13 protein-coding genes and 1 pseudogene are annotated in these 18,634 nt (G+C 43.9%); all 14 read right to left on the reverse strand.

Annotation, left to right across the window (positions count from 1 at the left end):
- Nucleotides 1–32 precede the first annotated feature (32 nt).
- Entirely contained in the window at nucleotides 33–551 is a 519-nt protein-coding gene (locus ACSLFW_RS09530; RefSeq protein ID WP_436555555.1) for a T9SS sorting signal type C domain-containing protein, read from the reverse strand.
- Entirely contained in the window at nucleotides 502–1,638 is a 1,137-nt protein-coding gene (locus ACSLFW_RS09535) for a hypothetical protein (RefSeq protein WP_436555556.1), read from the reverse strand. The genes ACSLFW_RS09530 and ACSLFW_RS09535 overlap by 50 nt, the downstream gene beginning before the upstream one ends.
- The gene (locus tag ACSLFW_RS09540) at nucleotides 1,526–8,977 is read right to left on the reverse strand and encodes a YDG domain-containing protein (RefSeq protein ID WP_436555557.1); all 7,452 of its coding nucleotides are present in this window, start codon (nucleotides 8,975–8,977) and stop codon (nucleotides 1,526–1,528) included. The genes ACSLFW_RS09535 and ACSLFW_RS09540 overlap by 113 nt, the downstream gene beginning before the upstream one ends.
- Nucleotides 8,978–9,236: 259 nt before the next feature.
- Nucleotides 9,237–10,046 carry a T9SS type A sorting domain-containing protein gene (locus ACSLFW_RS09545; protein WP_436555558.1) on the reverse strand — a complete coding sequence of 270 codons (810 nt, stop codon included), beginning with the start codon at nucleotides 10,044–10,046 and terminating at the stop codon, nucleotides 9,237–9,239.
- 4 nt (nucleotides 10,047–10,050) lie between these two features.
- Nucleotides 10,051–10,743, reverse strand: a complete 693-nt coding sequence (locus ACSLFW_RS09550; RefSeq protein ID WP_436555559.1) for a hypothetical protein — start codon at nucleotides 10,741–10,743, stop codon at nucleotides 10,051–10,053.
- Complete coding sequence (locus ACSLFW_RS09555; RefSeq protein ID WP_436555560.1) at nucleotides 10,628–11,062, reverse strand: hypothetical protein; 435 nt, start codon at nucleotides 11,060–11,062, stop codon at nucleotides 10,628–10,630. Before ACSLFW_RS09555 ends, ACSLFW_RS09550 begins: the two co-directional genes overlap by 116 nt.
- Before the next feature lie 14 nt (nucleotides 11,063–11,076).
- Nucleotides 11,077–11,775 carry a hypothetical protein gene (locus ACSLFW_RS09560; RefSeq protein ID WP_436555561.1) on the reverse strand — a complete coding sequence of 233 codons (699 nt, stop codon included), beginning with the start codon at nucleotides 11,773–11,775 and terminating at the stop codon, nucleotides 11,077–11,079.
- 5 nt (nucleotides 11,776–11,780) lie between these two features.
- Nucleotides 11,781–12,089 (reverse strand): annotated as a pseudogene (locus ACSLFW_RS09565) (porin); the annotation flags it as partial.
- A 168-nt stretch (nucleotides 12,090–12,257) separates the two neighbouring features.
- Nucleotides 12,258–12,986 (reverse strand): SdiA-regulated domain-containing protein, encoded by a 729-nt coding sequence (locus tag ACSLFW_RS09570; RefSeq protein WP_436555562.1) that lies wholly within the window; start codon nucleotides 12,984–12,986, stop codon nucleotides 12,258–12,260.
- Entirely contained in the window at nucleotides 12,983–14,458 is a 1,476-nt protein-coding gene (locus ACSLFW_RS09575; RefSeq protein ID WP_436555563.1) for a putative Ig domain-containing protein, read from the reverse strand. Before ACSLFW_RS09575 ends, ACSLFW_RS09570 begins: the two co-directional genes overlap by 4 nt.
- Before the next feature lie 144 nt (nucleotides 14,459–14,602).
- On the reverse strand, nucleotides 14,603–15,256 hold the full coding sequence (locus ACSLFW_RS09580; RefSeq protein ID WP_436555564.1) for a T9SS sorting signal type C domain-containing protein: 654 nt from the start codon (nucleotides 15,254–15,256) through the stop codon (nucleotides 14,603–14,605).
- Complete coding sequence (locus tag ACSLFW_RS09585) at nucleotides 15,253–15,918, reverse strand: hypothetical protein (RefSeq protein ID WP_436555565.1); 666 nt, start codon at nucleotides 15,916–15,918, stop codon at nucleotides 15,253–15,255. The genes ACSLFW_RS09580 and ACSLFW_RS09585 overlap by 4 nt, the downstream gene beginning before the upstream one ends.
- The gene (locus tag ACSLFW_RS09590; RefSeq protein ID WP_436555566.1) at nucleotides 15,918–17,618 is read right to left on the reverse strand and encodes a hypothetical protein; all 1,701 of its coding nucleotides are present in this window, start codon (nucleotides 17,616–17,618) and stop codon (nucleotides 15,918–15,920) included. Before ACSLFW_RS09590 ends, ACSLFW_RS09585 begins: the two co-directional genes overlap by 1 nt.
- On the reverse strand, nucleotides 17,512–18,543 hold the full coding sequence (locus tag ACSLFW_RS09595; protein WP_436555567.1) for a hypothetical protein: 1,032 nt from the start codon (nucleotides 18,541–18,543) through the stop codon (nucleotides 17,512–17,514). The genes ACSLFW_RS09590 and ACSLFW_RS09595 overlap by 107 nt, the downstream gene beginning before the upstream one ends.
- Nucleotides 18,544–18,634 lie beyond the last annotated feature (91 nt).

Genomic DNA, 18,634 nt, shown 5'->3' on the forward strand with positions numbered 1-18,634 from the left:
CCCGGAAGGCTTTCAATAGAATTTTTAAAGTATTAGTAAACTACTTTCTTAGTAACTACTTTGTTATCGGTTGTTGTAATCTGAACCAATAATACTTCTTGTTCTGCTTTCAAATTAGTCAATGAAGCAGTATTGGTGTTGATTCCGTTCAATTCGTCAATCAATCGGCCTCTTACATCAAATACTTTAACTGAAGCCATTGTGTTGCTTCCTGAATTCACCTGCAATACATTTTGTTGTTTGAAAACCACAATGCTGTTGGCATCCAATACAGGATTTTCAACCCCAAGAGTTGTGTTTTGGAATACTACGCTGAAACGGTTTGTTGCAGTTCCTGCTTCGGCAGCAAATGTATAGCCGCTTTCTTTCAGGTTGTGCGTAATTCCTGTTACAGCATCCTTGATGTAAACATTCTGCTCACCTTCAAATAAGCCGTCAACGTGGTCAATAGCGATCGTGAAAGTTCCTGCAGCAAGTGCATTAAAACTCATCGGAATCTCATCAGTAACTGCAAATGGAAGCGCACGTGCCCTGGATGTTGAACTTCTCACTTCCAATCATTGTTGCAATGTTATCGATGCCGCTTTCGATTTGCGTAGCATCGATAGAAGTATCAACACCATTCGTAGCGCCGTCCATATAACCTACAAGGATTTGGTTTTGTAAGCCAACTGAATTAGTAAGGTTCATCCAGATGCGGTTCTTTTCAACATTTGCATTTCTGAAGAAAGTTGCATTGTTAACCCCATTACGCATCGTGTTAAGGAAAGTAGCAGTTCCCGTAGAAGCAGTTTTCAACAAGAATCCTTGTCCGATAGCAATCGTTCCGTCAGGCGTTGCACCACCGGCAGCTGAAGCTGTTCCAAAAGTGGTGTAAGTTGCATAATTCGCTCCTGAAGGGGCATCCTGATTGGTGTGTGTCCAGAAGTACAATTCACCCGGATTTTGTGCCAGGAACAAATCAGCATTCATGGTCGATGGATAAGGGTTACCCAACATGTTATATCCTTTTCCGGTTACAGCTGTATTCGTAATTGCGATACCGTTATCACCATTATTTGGTACACCCGTAAATACCCCGTTGAAAGTTTGCGGAGTACCGGCAGCCGGGAAATTGTTCGGTGCACGCAACATATAACCTTTCGACAATTCAAATGAAGTGTTGAGTGGATCAGCAATAACTGCAAAACTGTTAGTAGTTTCATCAAGCGTATAGAAACGCGATGCGCCGGTTGGAGTAGGGAAGCCCGGAGCATTTACAGGAGACACGGTGTAAGGAGAGAACAATTTCAAAGACTGTCCCGCAACCGGTGATCCCCAGTATACATAATCCAATCTTCTCATCACGGCATTGCGTTTAACGGTAATTGCGCCAACGTTATTATTGATACTTCCTGTCTGGATAAGGTTGGCGTTGTTTTCTACTACAAAATTAGCAGCGCTGAGGTTGTTGGTTACATCTTCGATTACAGAAATATCTGTTCCTGTACTGATTGTAAATGAACCAGAATTAACACTTAAGTTTTTAGCAGTGAATTCTCCATTTGCAGCGGTATTGTATGTGCCTTCGATTCTGGTATTTAAAGCTGCTGTTCTGTCCGGTAATATTAGACCATGCGGTTCCGTTCCAGGTAACACCTTCGGTAACTGTTCCGAAAATCGACACGTCATCAACCCTGAAAGTTCCTGAAGCAGCAGCTGCAGCAGCAGTCAAATCGGCACGTTGTGTTCCGTAAGGGTAAATCCTGAAATATACCGTTGCGCCTTCCGGAGCAATAAAATCGGCAAAATCCCAAGTGGCTACAGTTCCGACAACCGGAGAAACCGGTGCAGCGCCCCAAGAAGTTGAGGTTGCGAAATTGTCTGTACTGTAACGTACTTCCATACGGTTTGGCGCAGAATTACTTGCCTGCCTGAAGAATGAAACCGAAGTCAGGTTCAATTGGTGGCCCGCAGCCGCCTTGATTGAAAATTCTATATAAGAAGTATTACTTACGACAGCTGTGTTATTAAGCGTTGTCGAGTTGAATACATTTCCTGTAGACTGACAAGTTGTTGTACTTCTTGTTAAAGGCGAACCTGTAGCATTGGCGGCAGTAGTAGGCACATTTCCTTGTGTCGGACAAGCTGTCGCACCTGTAAACTGGTTCAGGTATAACGCATTTACAACAACCATTGACTGGTCAACGCTGGTAGCAGCATTGTAATTCTGGCTCATTGCCTGTGAAGCTGTGATAATAGTTGTTCCGGTTCCAACGACATGAACCATATTCCCTGTGACAGTGGCCACATTTGTATCTGAACTCGAATAAGTAATCGGATTTATGGCAGATGTAGCCGAAGTAGCCGTCAGTGCAAAATCTATATCGAACGTTGTTTTTTGAGAAATTGGGCGAAATGTAATCGTTTGGCTGGCTTTGTTGATGTCACCTGTCAATGTTGGTTGTGCCAATGTATATTTCGCCGCATCAGCACCGCCAAGCGTATAAGTTGTAGTGACATTTTTGCCTATTCCTGCGTTGGCATCGTCAAAAGCACCACCGCCGTTTAAAGTCACAACATCAGAACCTACAACTCCGAAAAGCGTAGCTCCGGTGATTGTAGCTGCTGTTGTGGTATCATAAGTTTTAGCAGTTACCGAAGCACCTGTTACGGTAAGTTGTTTTGCTGTAACTGTCAATGACTGAATAACGTTTGGAGCCGGATTGTAACTTCCGTCTCCTGCTTGTGAAGCCGTGATGTTGGTTGTTCCGATTCCGACAACTGTTACTGTGTTTCCGGAAACTATTGCAACTGCAGGGTTTGAGCTGATATAACTCACTGTCAATCCTGAAGAAGCTGTCGCTGTCAAAGCAAAGTTAGCATCGCCGTAAACCGCATTCGGTAAAGTGTTGAATGTAATGGTTTGGTCTGAAAGTCCGCCGTTCGTTACATTCAAGATTTGTGGTACATCCGCAGCAGCATTATAGTTCGCATTTCCTGCCTGGTGCGCTGTAATTGTAGTTGATCCTGAACCAACGATGTGAACCGTATCGCCAGTAACTGTTGCTACCGCCGGATTTGAGCTTGTATAAGTAATCGGGTTCACTGCTGAAGTAGCAGAAGTCGCTGTCAATACGAAATCAGGATCACTGATATCTTTGCCTGGTAATGCGTTAAAAGTAATCACTTGGTTTGCTTTTGCAACGGTGATTACTAAAGTGGCCGAACCTGTTCCTGCGCCGTTTGTTGCAGAAATCGTTACGTTGAAAGTTCCTGCAACTGTTGGTGTTCCGCTGATGACGCCAGTAATGCTGTCAACCGTTAATCCGGCGGGTAAACCTGTAGCATCATAACTGTCAGGAGAATTTACTGCAGTGATCGTGTAATTGCTGAAAGTAGCATCAACAGTTCCTGAAGCAACCAATGTAGTGTTAGAAATCGCCGGAGTAAGTAATGCCGGAGCAAATGCAATTCCTCTGAAGAAAGTATTTGCAGGAGCCGTTGCAATTACAGAAGCTGTTCCTGTTATGGCTGCATCAAAAAGCGCGGTATCTGTCAATTTAATGATCACCGGCGCAACCGGCGTTGTTCCTGCAGTTCCAGCAGAAGTTGCGTAGATATCTACATCTGAACCATTTACCTGTGCGATGATGCCGGCGATAGGAGTAGTGGTTACACTTCCGCGGGCCGTCCATGTTGCACCATTGTCGGTTGATGACCATTTGTAGATTCCCGGTACCGTTACGTAAGCAACATAAGTGTTCCAGTTGGTTCCACCTCTGTTGACCATATAATAAGCATATGGATCACCACCGGCTAAATTAACGGTTGAAACCTGTCCGGTTGTAGTAGGCAAGCCAGTTCCTACTTTATAAACACCTGTTGTTCCTGAACCTGTACTTACATACAATTGGTTGTTGTAAACTGAAACCGTACGAAGGTTAGTAACTGTCGATGAAATTGTAGTTGGCGTAGCCGTAGTCGTATTTCCCTGGTGTGTTAAAGAGGTAACACCGGTTCCGTTTCCGCCAGTCCAGTAGCGTGAACCGTCAACTGTAGTAACCGATCTGAAACCACTTCCGTGGATGGTACTCGGCATTACGCTCGTCGAAACCACACCAGAGTTATTGATACGTGCGATAACCCTTCTGATGTTGGCTGTACTGTTAACGCTGGTTTGTCCAACAGCAGCATCGTATCCGCCAAGAGTAAGGTATTGTCCGTCTGCAGAAAGATTCAATTGTACTTCTGAAGTTGCACTTCCACTATCTGTAATCCTGTTTACAGTTGCATCTGAAGTTGTCGGCAATGCAAATGAAACACCTGCAGTTCCCGAAGTTGTATATTCATCCAAAAATACAGGGTTGGCAGCACTTGTAGGCGCAGTTCCTGAACCGGTTGCACCAACACGTGTTACAACGATTCTTCCCGGTGTAAATTGTGGTACATATGCATTTACTGTCAATGTACGGTCAACATTTGGTGCAGCGCCATAAGTGGCGTCACCAGTTTGTGAAGCGGTAATAGTTGTTGTACCTGTACCTACAATCGTAACAGTATCACCTGCTACGGTAGCTACTGCCGGGTTCGAACTTGCGTAAGTAACGGTAAGTCCTGAACTTGCGGTAGCAGTCAACGCGAAAGGCGCATCATTTGTTGTTTTTGTCGGAATCGGAGCAAAAGTAATCGTTTGTCCTAAAGCTGTAATATTAGCTGACAACGTTGGTTGCGTCAAAGTATAATTAGCAGCAGTTGTGCCAGAAAGGCTGTAACTTGTAACGTGTACCGGAACTGCATTCGCAACAGCGGCACTGTCGAAAGTAGCAGCTGGTGTTCCTGTAAGTGTCGTATCGTCAGAATTTACAACGCCATTCAATACAGCAGTTCCGCTTAAAGTAGCAGTTGTATTGCCGTCATATTCCTTATTATTGGCAGTAAGACCTGTAATGGTCAATTCTTTTGTATTTACTGTACTTGAAGCGGTAGCAACATTTACTGTCGCAGCGCCTGTACTTGTCAATACGATATCTCCTGAGTAAGGGGAAGCGATAGGTGTAGCAGTAGCTGATAAACGCACGTAAACCGGAGTTGAAGCAATCGTGCCGGCAGCACCAACTGTAATCGGTGAACCGTTGCTTCCTGTATTTGCAGAAAAATCTGAAGTTGTTGAAACCTGGAATCCAGCAGGTGGATTTACCGAAATTCCAGCAGTCATATCTGCACCTGAAACGTTGAATGAAGTTGTAGTTGATGCAGTTCCGTAAATTGTTGAAAGCGCCGCAGGCGTTCCGGTTGATGCAATCACCGGGGTTGGAACAAGTGTTGCAGTTCCTAAAACCGTCACATCATCCAATCTGAAAGTTCCTGATGCAGCAGCAGCGCCGGCACCTAAATCTGCACGTTGTGTTCCATAAGGATAAATTCTGAAAGTAACTGTTCCGCTTGTAGCAGAACTGAAATCGGCAAAATCCCACGTGGCAACTGTACCTGCAGTTGGCGTCAATGGCGCAGCGCCCCATGAAGTTGAAGTAGCGAAATTGTCTGTACTGTAACGCACTTCCAGACTGTTTGGCGCTGTGTTGCTGCCTTGTCTGAAGAAAGAAACTCCGGTCAGGTTCAGCTTGTATCCTGTAGCCGCTGAAACAGAGAATTCGATGTATGAAGTATTGCTTACAGCTGCAGTATTATTTAATGTGTTAGAGTTGAATACGTTTCCTGTAGAATTACACAAAATTGTAGTTCTTGTCAAAGGAGTTCCGGTAACATGCGTAGGAACTGAAGGCGTATTGCCTTGTGTCGGACAAGCAGCAGTTCCCGTAAATTGATTCAGGTACAATGGGGATATGACCACCAATGCCTGATCAGTGTTAGCAGCATTGTAATTCTGGCTTGATGCCTGAGACGCTGAAATCGTAGTTGTTCCGGCACCTGTAATATGCACAGTGTTTCCGGTAATAGTTGCAACAGCAGGATTCGAACTTGAATAAGTAATTGTATTTGTTGCCGAAGTTGCAGATGTAGCCGTTACTGTATAATCGGCATCGAAAATTGTTTTCTGTGCCAGAGCACCAAATACAACAGTTTGTGAAGCTTTAGTGATATCTCCGGTCAAAACTGGTTGTGCAACAGTATATTTCGCAGCATCAGCGCCATCTAAAGTAAAGGCTGTTGTTACGTTGATTCCGGTATTTACATTCACATCATCATAAGTACCGCCGCCGTTCAGTGTAACGACGTCGCTTCCTATTGTTCCGGATAAAGTTGCGCCGGTGATGGTAGCAGCATTTGTTCCGTTATAAACTTTTGGCGTAACGGCGGCATTGATTACAGTCAGTTGTTTCGCAGTAGAAGTAAATGGCTGGATTACATTCGGAGCCGGATTGTAAGTCGCATTACCTCCTTGTGAAGCGGTGATGTTAGTTGTTCCAACACCAACGATAGTTACGGTTGTTCCTGAAACTGTCGCAACAGCAGGATTTGAACTTGAATAACTAACGGCTAATCCTGAAGAAGCCGTAGCAGTCAATTCAAATGTAGCATCACCGTAAACTTTATTGGCTAACGCGTTGAAAGTAATCGTCTGATCTGCCAATCCAACAACAGTTAAAGTCTGAGGTACATCCGCAGCGGCGGCATACTCAGCATTCCCAGCTTGTGAAGCTGTAATGACTGTATCTCCAACGCCGTGAATCGTAACTGTATCGCCACTTACTGTTGCAACCGCTTCATTCGAACTGGCATAGGTTACAGTCAAACCTGAACTTGCAGTAGCCGTTAAATTGAACGGATCGTCGCTTACAGACTTAGAAGGCAATGCTCCGAAAGTAATCGTCTGACCTGAAGCTGTAATATTCGCAGCCAATCCTGTTGGTTGACTAAGCGTATAGTTTGGCGCAGTGCTTCCTGTAAGGCTGTAACCTGTAACCGTAACCGGAATCGCAGTACCCACCGCAGAACTTGTAAAAGTAGCCGTTGGCGTACCGGTCAATGCTACGTTGTCAGCATTTACAACGTTAACTAAAGTTGCAGTTCCGCTTAAGGTAGCAGTATCGTTTCCGTCGAATTGTTTGTTATTCGCAGTAATTCCAGTAATAGTAAGCGCCCTTGTGCTAACAGTACTTGAAGCCGCAGCCACATTTTGTGACGCAGCACCGGTACTTGACAATACGATATCACCTGAATAAGGTGAGCTGATTACTGTCGCTGTTGAAGATAAACGTACATAAACCGTAGTTGAAGCGATAGTTCCTGCAGCGCCAACCGTAATCGGCGAACCGTTGCTTCCAACATTGGCAGAAAAATCAGAAGTTGTAGAAACCTGGAAACCAGCCGGTGGATTTACAGAAATTCCGGCCGTCATATCCGTTCCTGAAACGTCAAATGAAGTTGTTGATGAGGCAGTTCCGTATGTTGTGGAAAGTGCAGCTAATGTTCCTGTGTGTGCAATAACCGGAGTAGCAGCAGTTACAAATGTAAGTGCGTTTCCGGTTGGTGGCGTAACACCAATAGTGACAAAACTTCCTCCTGCGTTGACAACATTTGAAGTATAGTTAATCGAATTTAAGGTTTTGTTTGTCGCTACAGAAGGAATGAATGTTCCTGTAGCCGAAGCCGAAATATTAGCAACGACTAAATAGTTTTTGCTGCTGCTTTCGGTAATATAAGTTTGAGAAATTCCGTCGAAAGTAATATTTGAACCCGAAACTGTACCGGTTGACAATACTGTTTCGCCTCCGTCAAAAATACCATTTCCGTTAGCATCGTCTATGAGTCTGATGCTTGTTAAATCTGAAGCGATATTAGAAGTTCCGGTTTGCGCAACGATTAATTTCTTAACGGTTGAGTTTCCTTCATCCGCAGTAAGCGTGAGTTGGAATAATACTTTGTCATTTGTTCCCTGAAAAACATTTCCTGCTACTGGTGTCGATGCACCCAAGTTGATGGTTTCCTTAACAGGAGAAAAAGCCAATCCGCGGAAAGCGTTATTACCGGTTAAAGTGCGCAATGTCGTTGTCGTAATTGCAGCTGTTCCGTTATCATTACCAGAAACTAAAGTTGTGCCGTTACAAGCATAAATTTTGGCGCCATTTGCACCTGTTGAAAAAGAATAACCATTCCAGTCAACGGCTAATCCAGTTGCGGCATTAAGTGTAAAACCAGCCGATGCTGCACTCCATACTCCACCTGAATTAGTAAAACGTACGATAGTGTTGGCAGAACCAAATGCATAAATCGTTAATCCATCAGGGCTTACAGAAAAACTGTAAGGAACTGTACTTGGCGCAGTGATTACTGAAGTTGCTGTAGTTGTCGGTTTCCCGGTGCCTACCTGATAAATTCCGTTTGTTCCCGAACCGGTAGAATAGTACAACTGGCCGTTAAAAATATGAGTAACACGTGTATTCGTGCTTGTTGTAGAAATGGTCGAAACAGTAGTTCCGTTATTAGAATATCTGATACCAAGACTTCCTCCCGTGAACCAGTAATTTGTTCCGTCATCACTTGTTGCACCGCGAAGGTCGTTGTTTGTACTGTAGAAAGAGCCAACAATTCCGGTTCCCAATGTACCGGAAGCATTTAAAGTCCGCGCAGTTCCATTGGTATTGAATGTAGAATTGGCAGCGCCAATTGCGGCAGCATAACCCGGAATAATCAGGTAACGGCCGTTCTCAGACCTGCTGATTGCACCGGCTGAAGAAGCGGTTCCTGAAACAACAACGCCACTCGCCCCTGTTGGAAGTGTAACGCTAAAGTTTGGTGAAGCCTGAGCGGCACCAGTCGGAAGATACTCCTCGGTTACGATTTGTGTTCCCGTGTTCCCTAACGCTGCGCCGGAAGTCACTTTAAAAACGGTAAGGTAACCGTCGTTAAATCTGCTGGTCGTCTGCGCGTTGGCAGCAGTTCCTAGAACCAGCAGTAAAACCGGAATCAGGAGTTGTTTCATTTTCATCATTGTCCGCCCAAAAGCGCTTGATTCAGATGTAGTTTTTCTCATAATTTTTTTAATTTGATAGACTTTAATTTATCAGGCCGTAAAATTACTTCTAAAGGCTTTAGCGATAAATTAATATATGTTAACTTATTGTTAGGAGATATTTAACATTGGTGTATTTTCGCTGAATTTGATGTTGTAAATCAAGTAATTTTTTATCTAAATTCTATATTTTTGAGGCCAATGCCCGCAATGCATCGGTCAATAAAAAACTCCCTGCAGTTTTAGCTACAGGGAGTTTTTAAAAATGTTTTTTTGAAAATTATTTCACCATTTTCAATACTTTACCTTCATTATTTCTGATAAAATAAACACCCGAAGTCAATGCGCTGACATCTAAATCAGTTGCGTTTTTTGCAGAAATGATTTGTTTTCCGCTGATGTCAGAAATACTAACATCTGAAGCCACATTAAAATGAATCATATTGCCATTTACCGGATTTGGATAAAAGCTGAAGCGATTGTTCAATTCGAAATTTTCAGTACCCAAAACGATATTGCTGATGCTGATGTCATCTAAAGCCAACTGTGCACGGCTTCCTGTTCCGCTGATGTAATAGTAAACCCAACGCAACTGAAATCCGAATTCTTCATTCAAAAGCTCAGCTGGTAATACGGTTACAAAATCCTGTGAAGTATTGTCTTCACCACTGGTGTAGCTTTGTGTGGTTGCAAATTCTGTCCATCCTTCATTCGGATTGACATTGTTAGTTGTACCGTTGCGGTATTGTAATCTCAATCCGTAAACGCGGTTGTTTTTCAAAATAGTTCTTGCCGTCCAGTGCAAATCTGCAGAAACATAAGAGCCGATTCCGATTGGCTGGTCTGCCATAAGACTCAATACAACTGCTCCTGAACGCCCGTTTTCGATAGTTGAACCTGTTGCCTGTGCCGGATCTGAACCGTCGCAAACACCTGTGTATTGCGAGTTTCCTGTATTGACAAATGAAACGCCATTATCCCCTTCGCCTGCAAAACGCGACCTGTTTGTCAGGTTATAAAGACAGTGCCAGTCTTCAGTGAAAGGCGTTGTCAAATCAGGATCTGTAACCGCATGTGTCCAGAAAGCCATGTAGTCAGGGAAAGTATTGATTGCAGATGCAGGATCCCAAGCCGTAAAAATACTTGCAGGCCCAGGCGCCGATATGTAACGGCTCAGGGTTGGTAAGATTCACCGCTGTATTAGTTCCCGAAAGGGCGACAACAGCACTGGTCACTCCGGCAGTAGTAACAGTTACAGTTCCGGTATAATCTCCGGCTGCAGCGGCATTCATTCTTACATATACAACCGTTTCGGCTACAACGCCTGCAGCTGGAGTTAATGAAAGTGAAGGACCAGATCCTGTCGTGGCAGATAATGAGATTTCAAAATCTGTAGTTGCAGTAAGCGTAATATTTCCGGTCAAATTGCTTCCTGAAACATTTACCGTGTGGTTTGGTGATGGTGCTCCCACAACCTGTGTGAATGTCATTGAAGTCTCGTCAACGGCCAATTGCGGAGTTGAAGATTGTGCGATATTGACATCGTCAATGATTAGTTTTCCTGCAGTTCCGCTTCCGTCGCCTCTTGTCACGCGGAAACGAACCAATACATTTGCCTGGTTGTTAGCGGCAGCCGGTAAAGCATAAGTAAAATCACTAAAATCATCCTGATCAGCATTTGGAAGTGAAGCTACAACCTGAGTGCCAATCCATGTAGTACCGGCGTCGATTGATGTTTCCATGTTCAAAACAACATCTCTTGTTCCGGTTCCGTCGCCGTTTAACATCGATTTTGCTTTGAAAGAGAAATGCCAAAGAAGATGCGGTTGTCATGTTAAGGCTAACGCGTACATCGCCAGTAAATCCGCTTGTCGGGATAATGCTCAAAGCTGCCGGAGCAGAAAAGTAAGTGGTTTCGTCACGGAAAATCCTTGTAGCCGTAGCGGTCGGATTTACGGTATTTCCGGTTAAGTTCGGGATGAACGCAACATCGGTACCTTCTGTGAAAACAGCATCAAAGCTTTCCGAAGCCGGAAACGAGCTGATCTGCGCGAATGCATTGGCCGAGAAAACCAGCAATGCCGTAAGGAGTAATTTTTTAATCATGTCTATTTATTTAATTATTTAAAGTTCAATTGAATTCCGATTCTGTATTGCTCGCGCCATTTTAGCGGGTCGACGCTTTCTTCTTTCAGTACATTGAAATACTGGAACTTGATCATTGCGTCAAATCCGTCCAGTTGGTAAGCGATTGCCGGCGAAAAACGCTGTGAATTTCCGGCAACCAGGTCATTCAGATCAAGTTCTTCATATCGCGCAGAAAAAACCGTTTTGATTTTCTTTGCAAAATAATTCACCTGTGCCACATAACCTCCAGCCAAAAAATAACCTCCTGTCTGTTCCGAAGTCAGATTGTGCAATAACGGGTCTGTCGGCGATTTCGGTTCTCCTTTGATCTGGTGCAATTCGAATTGTCCTGAAAAGCCCATATATTGAAAAGCCGCGTCAAATCCGTACACATATTTCTTGCCATTAATTACTTTAATGCCGTATTCTCCGGTTGAATTCGGCAACATTTCTTCTCCGTCAGGAATCGCTTTGTTCGCATATCTTCCATTGATTCCAATCGAGAACATGGGTATCGGCGTAATCCTGTCGTCAATCTCGCGGTAACGGTATCTTGACGGATACGAAAAATCGACTCTTCCGGCATATTCCGGTTGTCCGCTCGCGTCATTATCGCCGTTGAGCGTCAATTCGCCCAAGCCTGTATAAACGCCAACATAAGCGTTGATGCGCTGGTTCCAGAAGCTTTTCATCAAAGTCACACCCACGTCACGTGAACTGAAAATATCGCCCTGGTGAGTTCCGCACGTTGCCAGTAAGTCGAATAAGCGAAAGGCACCAAAGAACTTCTCGAATAATACAACTTTCCGTAACCTGCCTGAATATCCATGAATCCGAGGCCTTTGTAAATCACGTAAGCATCCATCAAACCCGGGTTTTCAGGATCCGGCGTGCCGTTATTGTTGTTGGCGGCCATGTCGGCAAAATCAACCTGGACTTCATATTCCCAAATATTTCCGATTCTTCCTTCCAATTGCAATTGTGCGTCGCGCAGTTTGAAACGGTCTTTGTCCCTTTCAACTTCCCTGGTTTCAAAGCCCTGTAATTGTAATAACTCGAAACGCTTCCGCTGATTTCAAGCGTATGATTGCCATTGGTCAGCGTCAATTGTGCGAAAGCAGTCGAAGTTACAAATAAAAATAATGTGAATGGTATGTAGAAATTATTTTTCATCTTACTGTTTTTCAGGATTTTTAAAGAAATACAAACGCTTCATATCGTCTGACTGGATCAGCAGGTTGCCGCTTTTGTCAAATGCGATGCCTTCCGGGTTGATGATTGGCACTTTCCATTTTGCAAGTACTTCGTAAGTATTCGGGTCGAGTTTGAAAACCGTCATGTCTTCATCGCTTAACAGCCAAAGTGCATTGTTGTAGTAAGTCGCAGCTGAGATATCGCGCGCAATTTTACTCATGTTGATTTCATTAACGACTTTTAAATCTGCGTCCAGTTCGAACAAATAAACCGGATCTTTTTCAGTTAAAATCACGAATTTATTTTTGGCTTTGTTGAATGTAAGCGCCTCGTATCCTTTGTTGCGTCCGCCGGAATACGGAAGATTTACAGTTCTTTCTAATTTCAATGTATTGACGTCGAAAATTTTGATTTTACGCGTGACTTCTTCAACGGCATAAACGTATTTTTCATCCACATAAACGGCTTCATTGTCGAGTCCGGCATAATCGGCCTTGCGGATGATTTTGCCTTCGGTGTCGGTTTCGAATAAAAATCCGTTGTCGCTTACGATGAACATACTTTTTCCGTCAGGGCGGAAGCAGACATCCGATGGCTCCGGAATGTCGAGCGAAATATATTTTTCAGGTTTGATGCTGACGGCTTTCTGCGCATAAATTGCAACCGAACCCAAAATGATGGCTGCAATGCTGTATTTCAAATTTCTCATAAATTATTGCCTTGGATGGTTAGGTTGTCAAAACGGTTGTTGCCGCTGGTGCCCGAAGCTGCCGTTCCGCCAAAATTGATGCGGAACACAAAATTCGGGTTGTTGTTTACACCTGAAATGGCCGATAAATCTAAAGTCACGATGTCAAAATTTGGTTCGACAGTCGGACTGTAAGTCGTCACAGGAAGTGAAGTCGTAATAAAGTTGATTCCGTCAAGGCTGTAGGAATAATTCTGTTCCGTAGCGCCCGATCCGGTTCTTTCGGTGGCGAATTTGATGACAATATTTTTGTAACCGTTTGTTGAAGCTTTGATGTCTAATGTACGCGTGTTGCTTGGGTTTCTTACGCGGAGTCCTAAACCTTCGGCATCGCCGTTTTGCGCGTTTAATGTCGATCCCGGACTTACCTGGTCGATATAACCTGCTCCTGTTCCCGGATAGGTGATGTTGGCTGTAGCAGTCGTAATCAAAGACATATCGGCATTTATAGTCGTAAGATTTCCGGTTGGCAATCCGTTGAAATTCCAATAATGAATTACCGCTGCAGCCGGCACCGGATTTACCGAAATCACTACAGCTGCCGTTGTACTTCCGGCAGTATTCGATGCGGTAACAGTATAAGTTGCTTCTAAAAATAAAGCCGTCGGAGTTCCGCTGATGATACCTGTTGCAGCATCAATCGCCAAGCCGTCAGGAAGGGCAGGGGATACGGAATATGCAACTACATTTCCTGTAACTGTTGGCGTTAACGGTGTGATTGGCGAATTTACAATGAAGGCATTCGGAGAAGTATAACTCAATCCGCTTGGTGCGGTTCCGGCAGTTAATGGAATTGCTTCCATTGTCATGTTGTCAAAACGGTCATTTCCATTAAGCGCTGAAGTAGTATCTCCCGCAAAGCTTATTTTTACTTTGAAATTCGCATTATTATCAGCGCCTGAAATGTTGCTGAAATCTAATGTCACAACATCTATTGTTGGGTCTTCCGAAACCGTAAATGTCGTTGTCGGAAGGTCAGTTGTGATGTAATCTGTACCATTAATGGTATAACTGTAATTCTGAGTTGTCGCGCCCGAACCGCTTCTTGCTGTGGCGAATTTTACGATTGGTTTTTTAAATCCGAATGTCGAAAGGCTGATGATCAGATTACGCGTGTTACTTGGGTTTCTGGCCATCAATCCTGAACCTTCAGTATCACCGTTACGGGCATTTAAACTATATCCAAGGTCGAAACTATCCATACGACCATCTCCTGTACCAACATAATCAATTCGAGCTCCGTTTGGAATTAAAGTCATGTCTGGTGTGACATTACTCAAGTTAGGGTCGCCCGGCAAATCATTGAAATTCCAATAATGCACCAAAACCGCATCCGGATTCGGAATTACGACATTTTCGGTGATATCCCTGTCGGTCGTACAGGAAATCATCAGTAATAAAAAGGCAGTCAGCGATACGTAAACTTGTTTCATGTCTGGATATTTTGCGCAAAGGTACTTCGTAATGAAAGGGTTAATGTTAAGGGTGTATTAACTGATTGTTACGTTAACTTTGATTTCAGGCATAAAAAAACCTCCCGTAAAGGAGGTTTTAAAATTATAAAGTTGAAAAAAGTTTTAGAAAACGACTTTCTTGCTTACCGTTTTATTATCTGCAGCAGTAATCTGCACCACCAAAACCTGTTGTGCCACATTTAAGTTCACTACAGTCGAAGCCGAATTCACATCATTATTATTGTAAATCATTCTTCCGCTGATGTCGAAAATTTTTACGCTTTGCATTACCGTTGCGCCGGCATTGATGTTAAGTGCATTGTTTTGTTTGTAAATCACAATGCTGTTGCTGTCCAAAGTTGGGTTTTCAACGCCAAGTGTTGCAGCCTGGTAAACGATTGCAAAACGGTTGTTGAAAGTTCCGGCTGCAGAAGCGAAAGTATAAGGTGCTTCCGTAATGTTATGGATTGTTCCGGTAAGGTTGTCTTTTACGAAAATCTGCTGTCCGTTTTCAAACAATCCGTCGAAATGGTCTGCAGAAATCGTAAAATTCCCGGCAGTTTCGGTCATGAAACCTAAAGCCACTTCGTCTGTATTAACAAACGGAAGCGCTCTTCCCTGGATTACATATTCGCTGTTGTCAACAAGATTGTACAGTTTACTTCCGGTAGTTTCGATTAATTTTGCATCGAAATTGTTGTCAAGGCCATTGGTTGCATCGGTAACATAACCTACTAAGATTTGATTTCTCGGTGTTCCGTTTTCAGATAAATTCAACCAGATGCGGTTTTCTCAACTAATGCAGTTCTGAAGAATTGCCCTGCTGTATTATTGACACGAAGTGCATTCGTAAAATTCACACTTCCTGCTGATGTTACTCTTGCTAAGAAACCTTGTCCTGTCTGAATCGTTCCGTTTGGTGTTTCGCCACCAGTTGCGGCAGCTGTACCAACACCGTTGTAAGTAGCATAATTAGCCCCTGAAGCGGCATTCTGGTTTACGTGCGCCCAGAAATAAAGCGTCGAAATATTGGTATTGGCAGCCAATAAAGCGGCGGCGTCAATTGTTGAAGGATAAGGATTTCCAATCATGTTGAAACCTTTTGTTGCACCTGAATAAGTGACCGGAATTGAAATATCTCCGTTGTTCGGTACACCATTGAATGAACCGTTAAAGGTTTGTGGAGCAGCATTTGGATTCGAATCGAAGTTATTCGGAGCACGCAGCATGTAACCTTTAGCAGCATCAAAATTTACGCCTAACGGCTGTGGAATTACCTGATAAGCTGCAGTCACTTCGTCATAAGTGTAGAAACGGGACGCGCCTGTTGCAGTTGGATAACCCGGTGCATTTACTGTCGATACAGTGTATGGAGAGAACAATTTCAAATCCTGTCCGGCAACCGGAGAAGACCAGTATACATAATCAAGGCGTTTCATCAACGCATCTCTTTTACGGTGATGTTCCCTGAATTGTTATTGACAGCACCTTTCTGGATCAAATTGGTATTGTTAGGGATGATGAAATCACCGCTTCCCTGAACAGTAATGGCATTATTTACCGTAACTGAACCGGTTGCAGTAAGTGTTCCGCCAAGGACGTTTACAGAATTGTAATTTCCGGCTGTGATGTTAGCATTGCTTCCATATTGCGGATTTCCTAAAGCCGCACCCCAATTGGTTGCCACACGAACGCCGTCAACCTGAATGGTTGGTGCAGCAGCAGCGCTACCTTGTCTTAAAACGATTGCATTTAATCCGACAGCCACTGTTGAAGCGATTGAATTACTGGCACTGGCTACCGCAGGTTCTGAATAAACAGATGGATTTACGTAAAGATAAGCGGTAGAAGTTGTTGCAGAAAACACATATTTCACAGCCAATAAGATAGGCGTGTTGATGTCATATTCTGTAGTGTCATAACTCACCGGAGTCGTAGAAGTCGCGATACCAAAAACTACTTTAGAAGCTGAACTTCCCTGTTTGGCATACAATCTTCCTCTGAAAGTTGCTGAACCTGCAAACGTAGAAGATTCTCCCAAAGTCATGAAATAATCACCACCGGTTGTTGGCGTAAGCACAGCAACTACAGTTGCATAATAAGTTGTAATTGTTCCCGCTTCCGGATTCTGAGAAGTGAAAGTATGATAAACGTCCTGACCTGTTGTCATCGCAGCAGCGTTTCCGACATTTGTAGAACCGTAGTCAGTGTAAGACAAACCGGTTGTTGTTGAAATAGGATTGGTGGCAATGGCAGCAATCTGTGTCCATCCGTTAGCCGTTAATACACCTGAAAAATTAAAGTTTTCTTCAAACAATAATTCTCCTGCTTCCTGAACAGTTATATTGAACAAAGCGGAAGTTGCGTTTGAAAGTCCACTCGCAGCAGCCGTCAACTGAACGCCGTTTTGTACGACAGAATGATTAATTGCCGGGAAAGCAGCAATTCCATTTACCGCGTTGACGTTTTGAGTACTTGCAAGCGTTCCTGTAGAAGTAATGCTTACAGTAGCTGTGAAATCAAGATCTATATTTGAATTGGTATCGATTGCTTTTACAGTTGGTGCAGGAACCATATTTACATCAACATTTGTGTTGGTAGCATCCTGAACGAATTGCAAAGCTGTCGCAGTGACTTCAATTTTATTGTCATTATTCGACGTTGACGAACTTGCACCGCCGGCATTCGCATCTGCAAAAAATGAACCGTTAGAATCGGCCGTTGCAGCTGTGATGGTCAATTGTGGCTGAACATTATCTGTAACGATAGTTTTGAAAGTCGCTCTGACGGAAAAGCTTTTTGAGCTTCCCGAAGCAGCAGTAATGGTCAATGCTGTGAAATTAATTGCAGCAGCCGAAGCCACTTCCTGGATTTCAGTATTCGTATCATCATATAAAGCGATTTTTTCGAATTGCTCATATCCTGAAACCGAAAAAGAAAGCGCAGTTAAAGTTGTTGAAAGCGTGTCATCCGGAGCGCCTGTTACATCATTCAGGTTGAATTTCGCAACTTCAAGGCTTGTCCCTGTTACGTCAGTTCCGATGTAGGAAAGGTAATTCACGTTGGATGTTGGCGTAAAGCCCAAATCTGCAGTAATGGTCGAAAGTGAATTGCTTCCGGTGCTGATCGGAACGAACATACGAACTGTAAACTTCCGCTCCCGGAGATGCCCCTGTTGCAGCCACAGGCGTCACGCCAAACCTGATGAATTTTCCGGCATCGGCTAAACCGAGCAGGTAAGTTGTTGCAGTTTCACCCGGAATCGCAGCTTCATTCAATCCCGAGCCGTTATCGGCGCGTAACCATCTGTAAGTCGATGTGCCTTCTAAATCTCCGTCAGCATCATTATATGTATGCGAACCCGTCAAAGTCTGTCCTACAGTTGCAGTTCCTGAAATTCCGGCTGTTGCGGTTGGCGCTGCATTCGATGGCAATAGATTGGCATATTGGATGTCGTCTAAGTATACCGTTCCGGGCGTAGTAGCGCTCACCTGGTGGTTGAAAGCGAATGAATCGAAATTGGCATTGTTGGCAAGCTGTCCTGAAGCCAATGCGGTGCCGACTCTTGTCCCGTCAACCCATAAATCCCATGAATCTGCGGGAAGGCTGTAGCTTGTTGAGCTTCTGGTATAATTTGTAGAAGCATTGCTGTTATTCGCGTAAATCTCTACCTGATAAACCGTAGCAGTATTTTGAACGAATAATGTCGTCGGGTTGGAAATCCCGGTTGTGCCGTATGTTCCGGCGTTCAATACATTGTAAGTTACGGCATTTGATGCGCCTAAACTCCATCTCAATCCTGCAAAAACCTGTGAAGTAGCTACCGCGTTATTATCGCTGAAAGTAGCGCCATCACCCAATGAAAAATTGTAAACGCCGTTGGTTCCGCCATTAAAAGCGATTTTGAATTTTACGTAACCTTTATTAGCGGTAACATAATCGTAAATTGAAAATTTAGAAGTCGATGTTGAACCTGTGTTAGACGTAAACTGAAGCTCACTGTCAGCGCCTAAAGCCGCGAGACCCGGATTGGCAAGTACAAATGAACCAGGATTCGGTTCCAACCCTCACCCTCGATGTACCCGAAGTTGGCGTTGGTAAAAATGATGTCGAAGCAGTGCTCGAGGTAAATGAGCCTGTGCCGGTGCCGAAGTT

It is taken from the genome of Flavobacterium sp. 3HN19-14 (assembly GCF_051373205.1).
Lineage (GTDB): Bacteria > Bacteroidota > Bacteroidia > Flavobacteriales > Flavobacteriaceae > Flavobacterium.

Excerpts from the sequence above, each read along its gene's own strand:
- ACSLFW_RS09560 (WP_436555561.1), bottom strand. The coding sequence starts at position 11,775 with ATGAAAAGCTTCTGGAACCAGCGCATCAACGCTTATGTTGGCGTTTAT.
- ACSLFW_RS09550 (WP_436555559.1), bottom strand. The coding sequence starts at position 10,743 with ATGTTAAACGGCGACGGAACCGGAACAAGAGATGTTGTTTTGAACATG.
- ACSLFW_RS09540 (WP_436555557.1), bottom strand. The coding sequence starts at position 8,977 with ATGAGAAAAACTACATCTGAATCAAGCGCTTTTGGGCGGACAATGATG.
- ACSLFW_RS09590 (WP_436555566.1), bottom strand. The coding sequence starts at position 17,618 with ATGTTCGTTCCGATCAGCACCGGAAGCAATTCACTTTCGACCATTACT.
- ACSLFW_RS09555 (WP_436555560.1), bottom strand. The coding sequence starts at position 11,062 with ATGATTAAAAAATTACTCCTTACGGCATTGCTGGTTTTCTCGGCCAAT.
- ACSLFW_RS09575 (WP_436555563.1), bottom strand. The coding sequence starts at position 14,458 with ATGAAACAAGTTTACGTATCGCTGACTGCCTTTTTATTACTGATGATT.
- ACSLFW_RS09585 (WP_436555565.1), bottom strand. The coding sequence starts at position 15,918 with ATGAAACGCCTTGATTATGTATACTGGTCTTCTCCGGTTGCCGGACAG.
- ACSLFW_RS09570 (WP_436555562.1), bottom strand. The coding sequence starts at position 12,986 with ATGAGAAATTTGAAATACAGCATTGCAGCCATCATTTTGGGTTCGGTT.
- ACSLFW_RS09545 (WP_436555558.1), bottom strand. The coding sequence starts at position 10,046 with ATGGCTTTCTGGACACATGCGGTTACAGATCCTGATTTGACAACGCCT.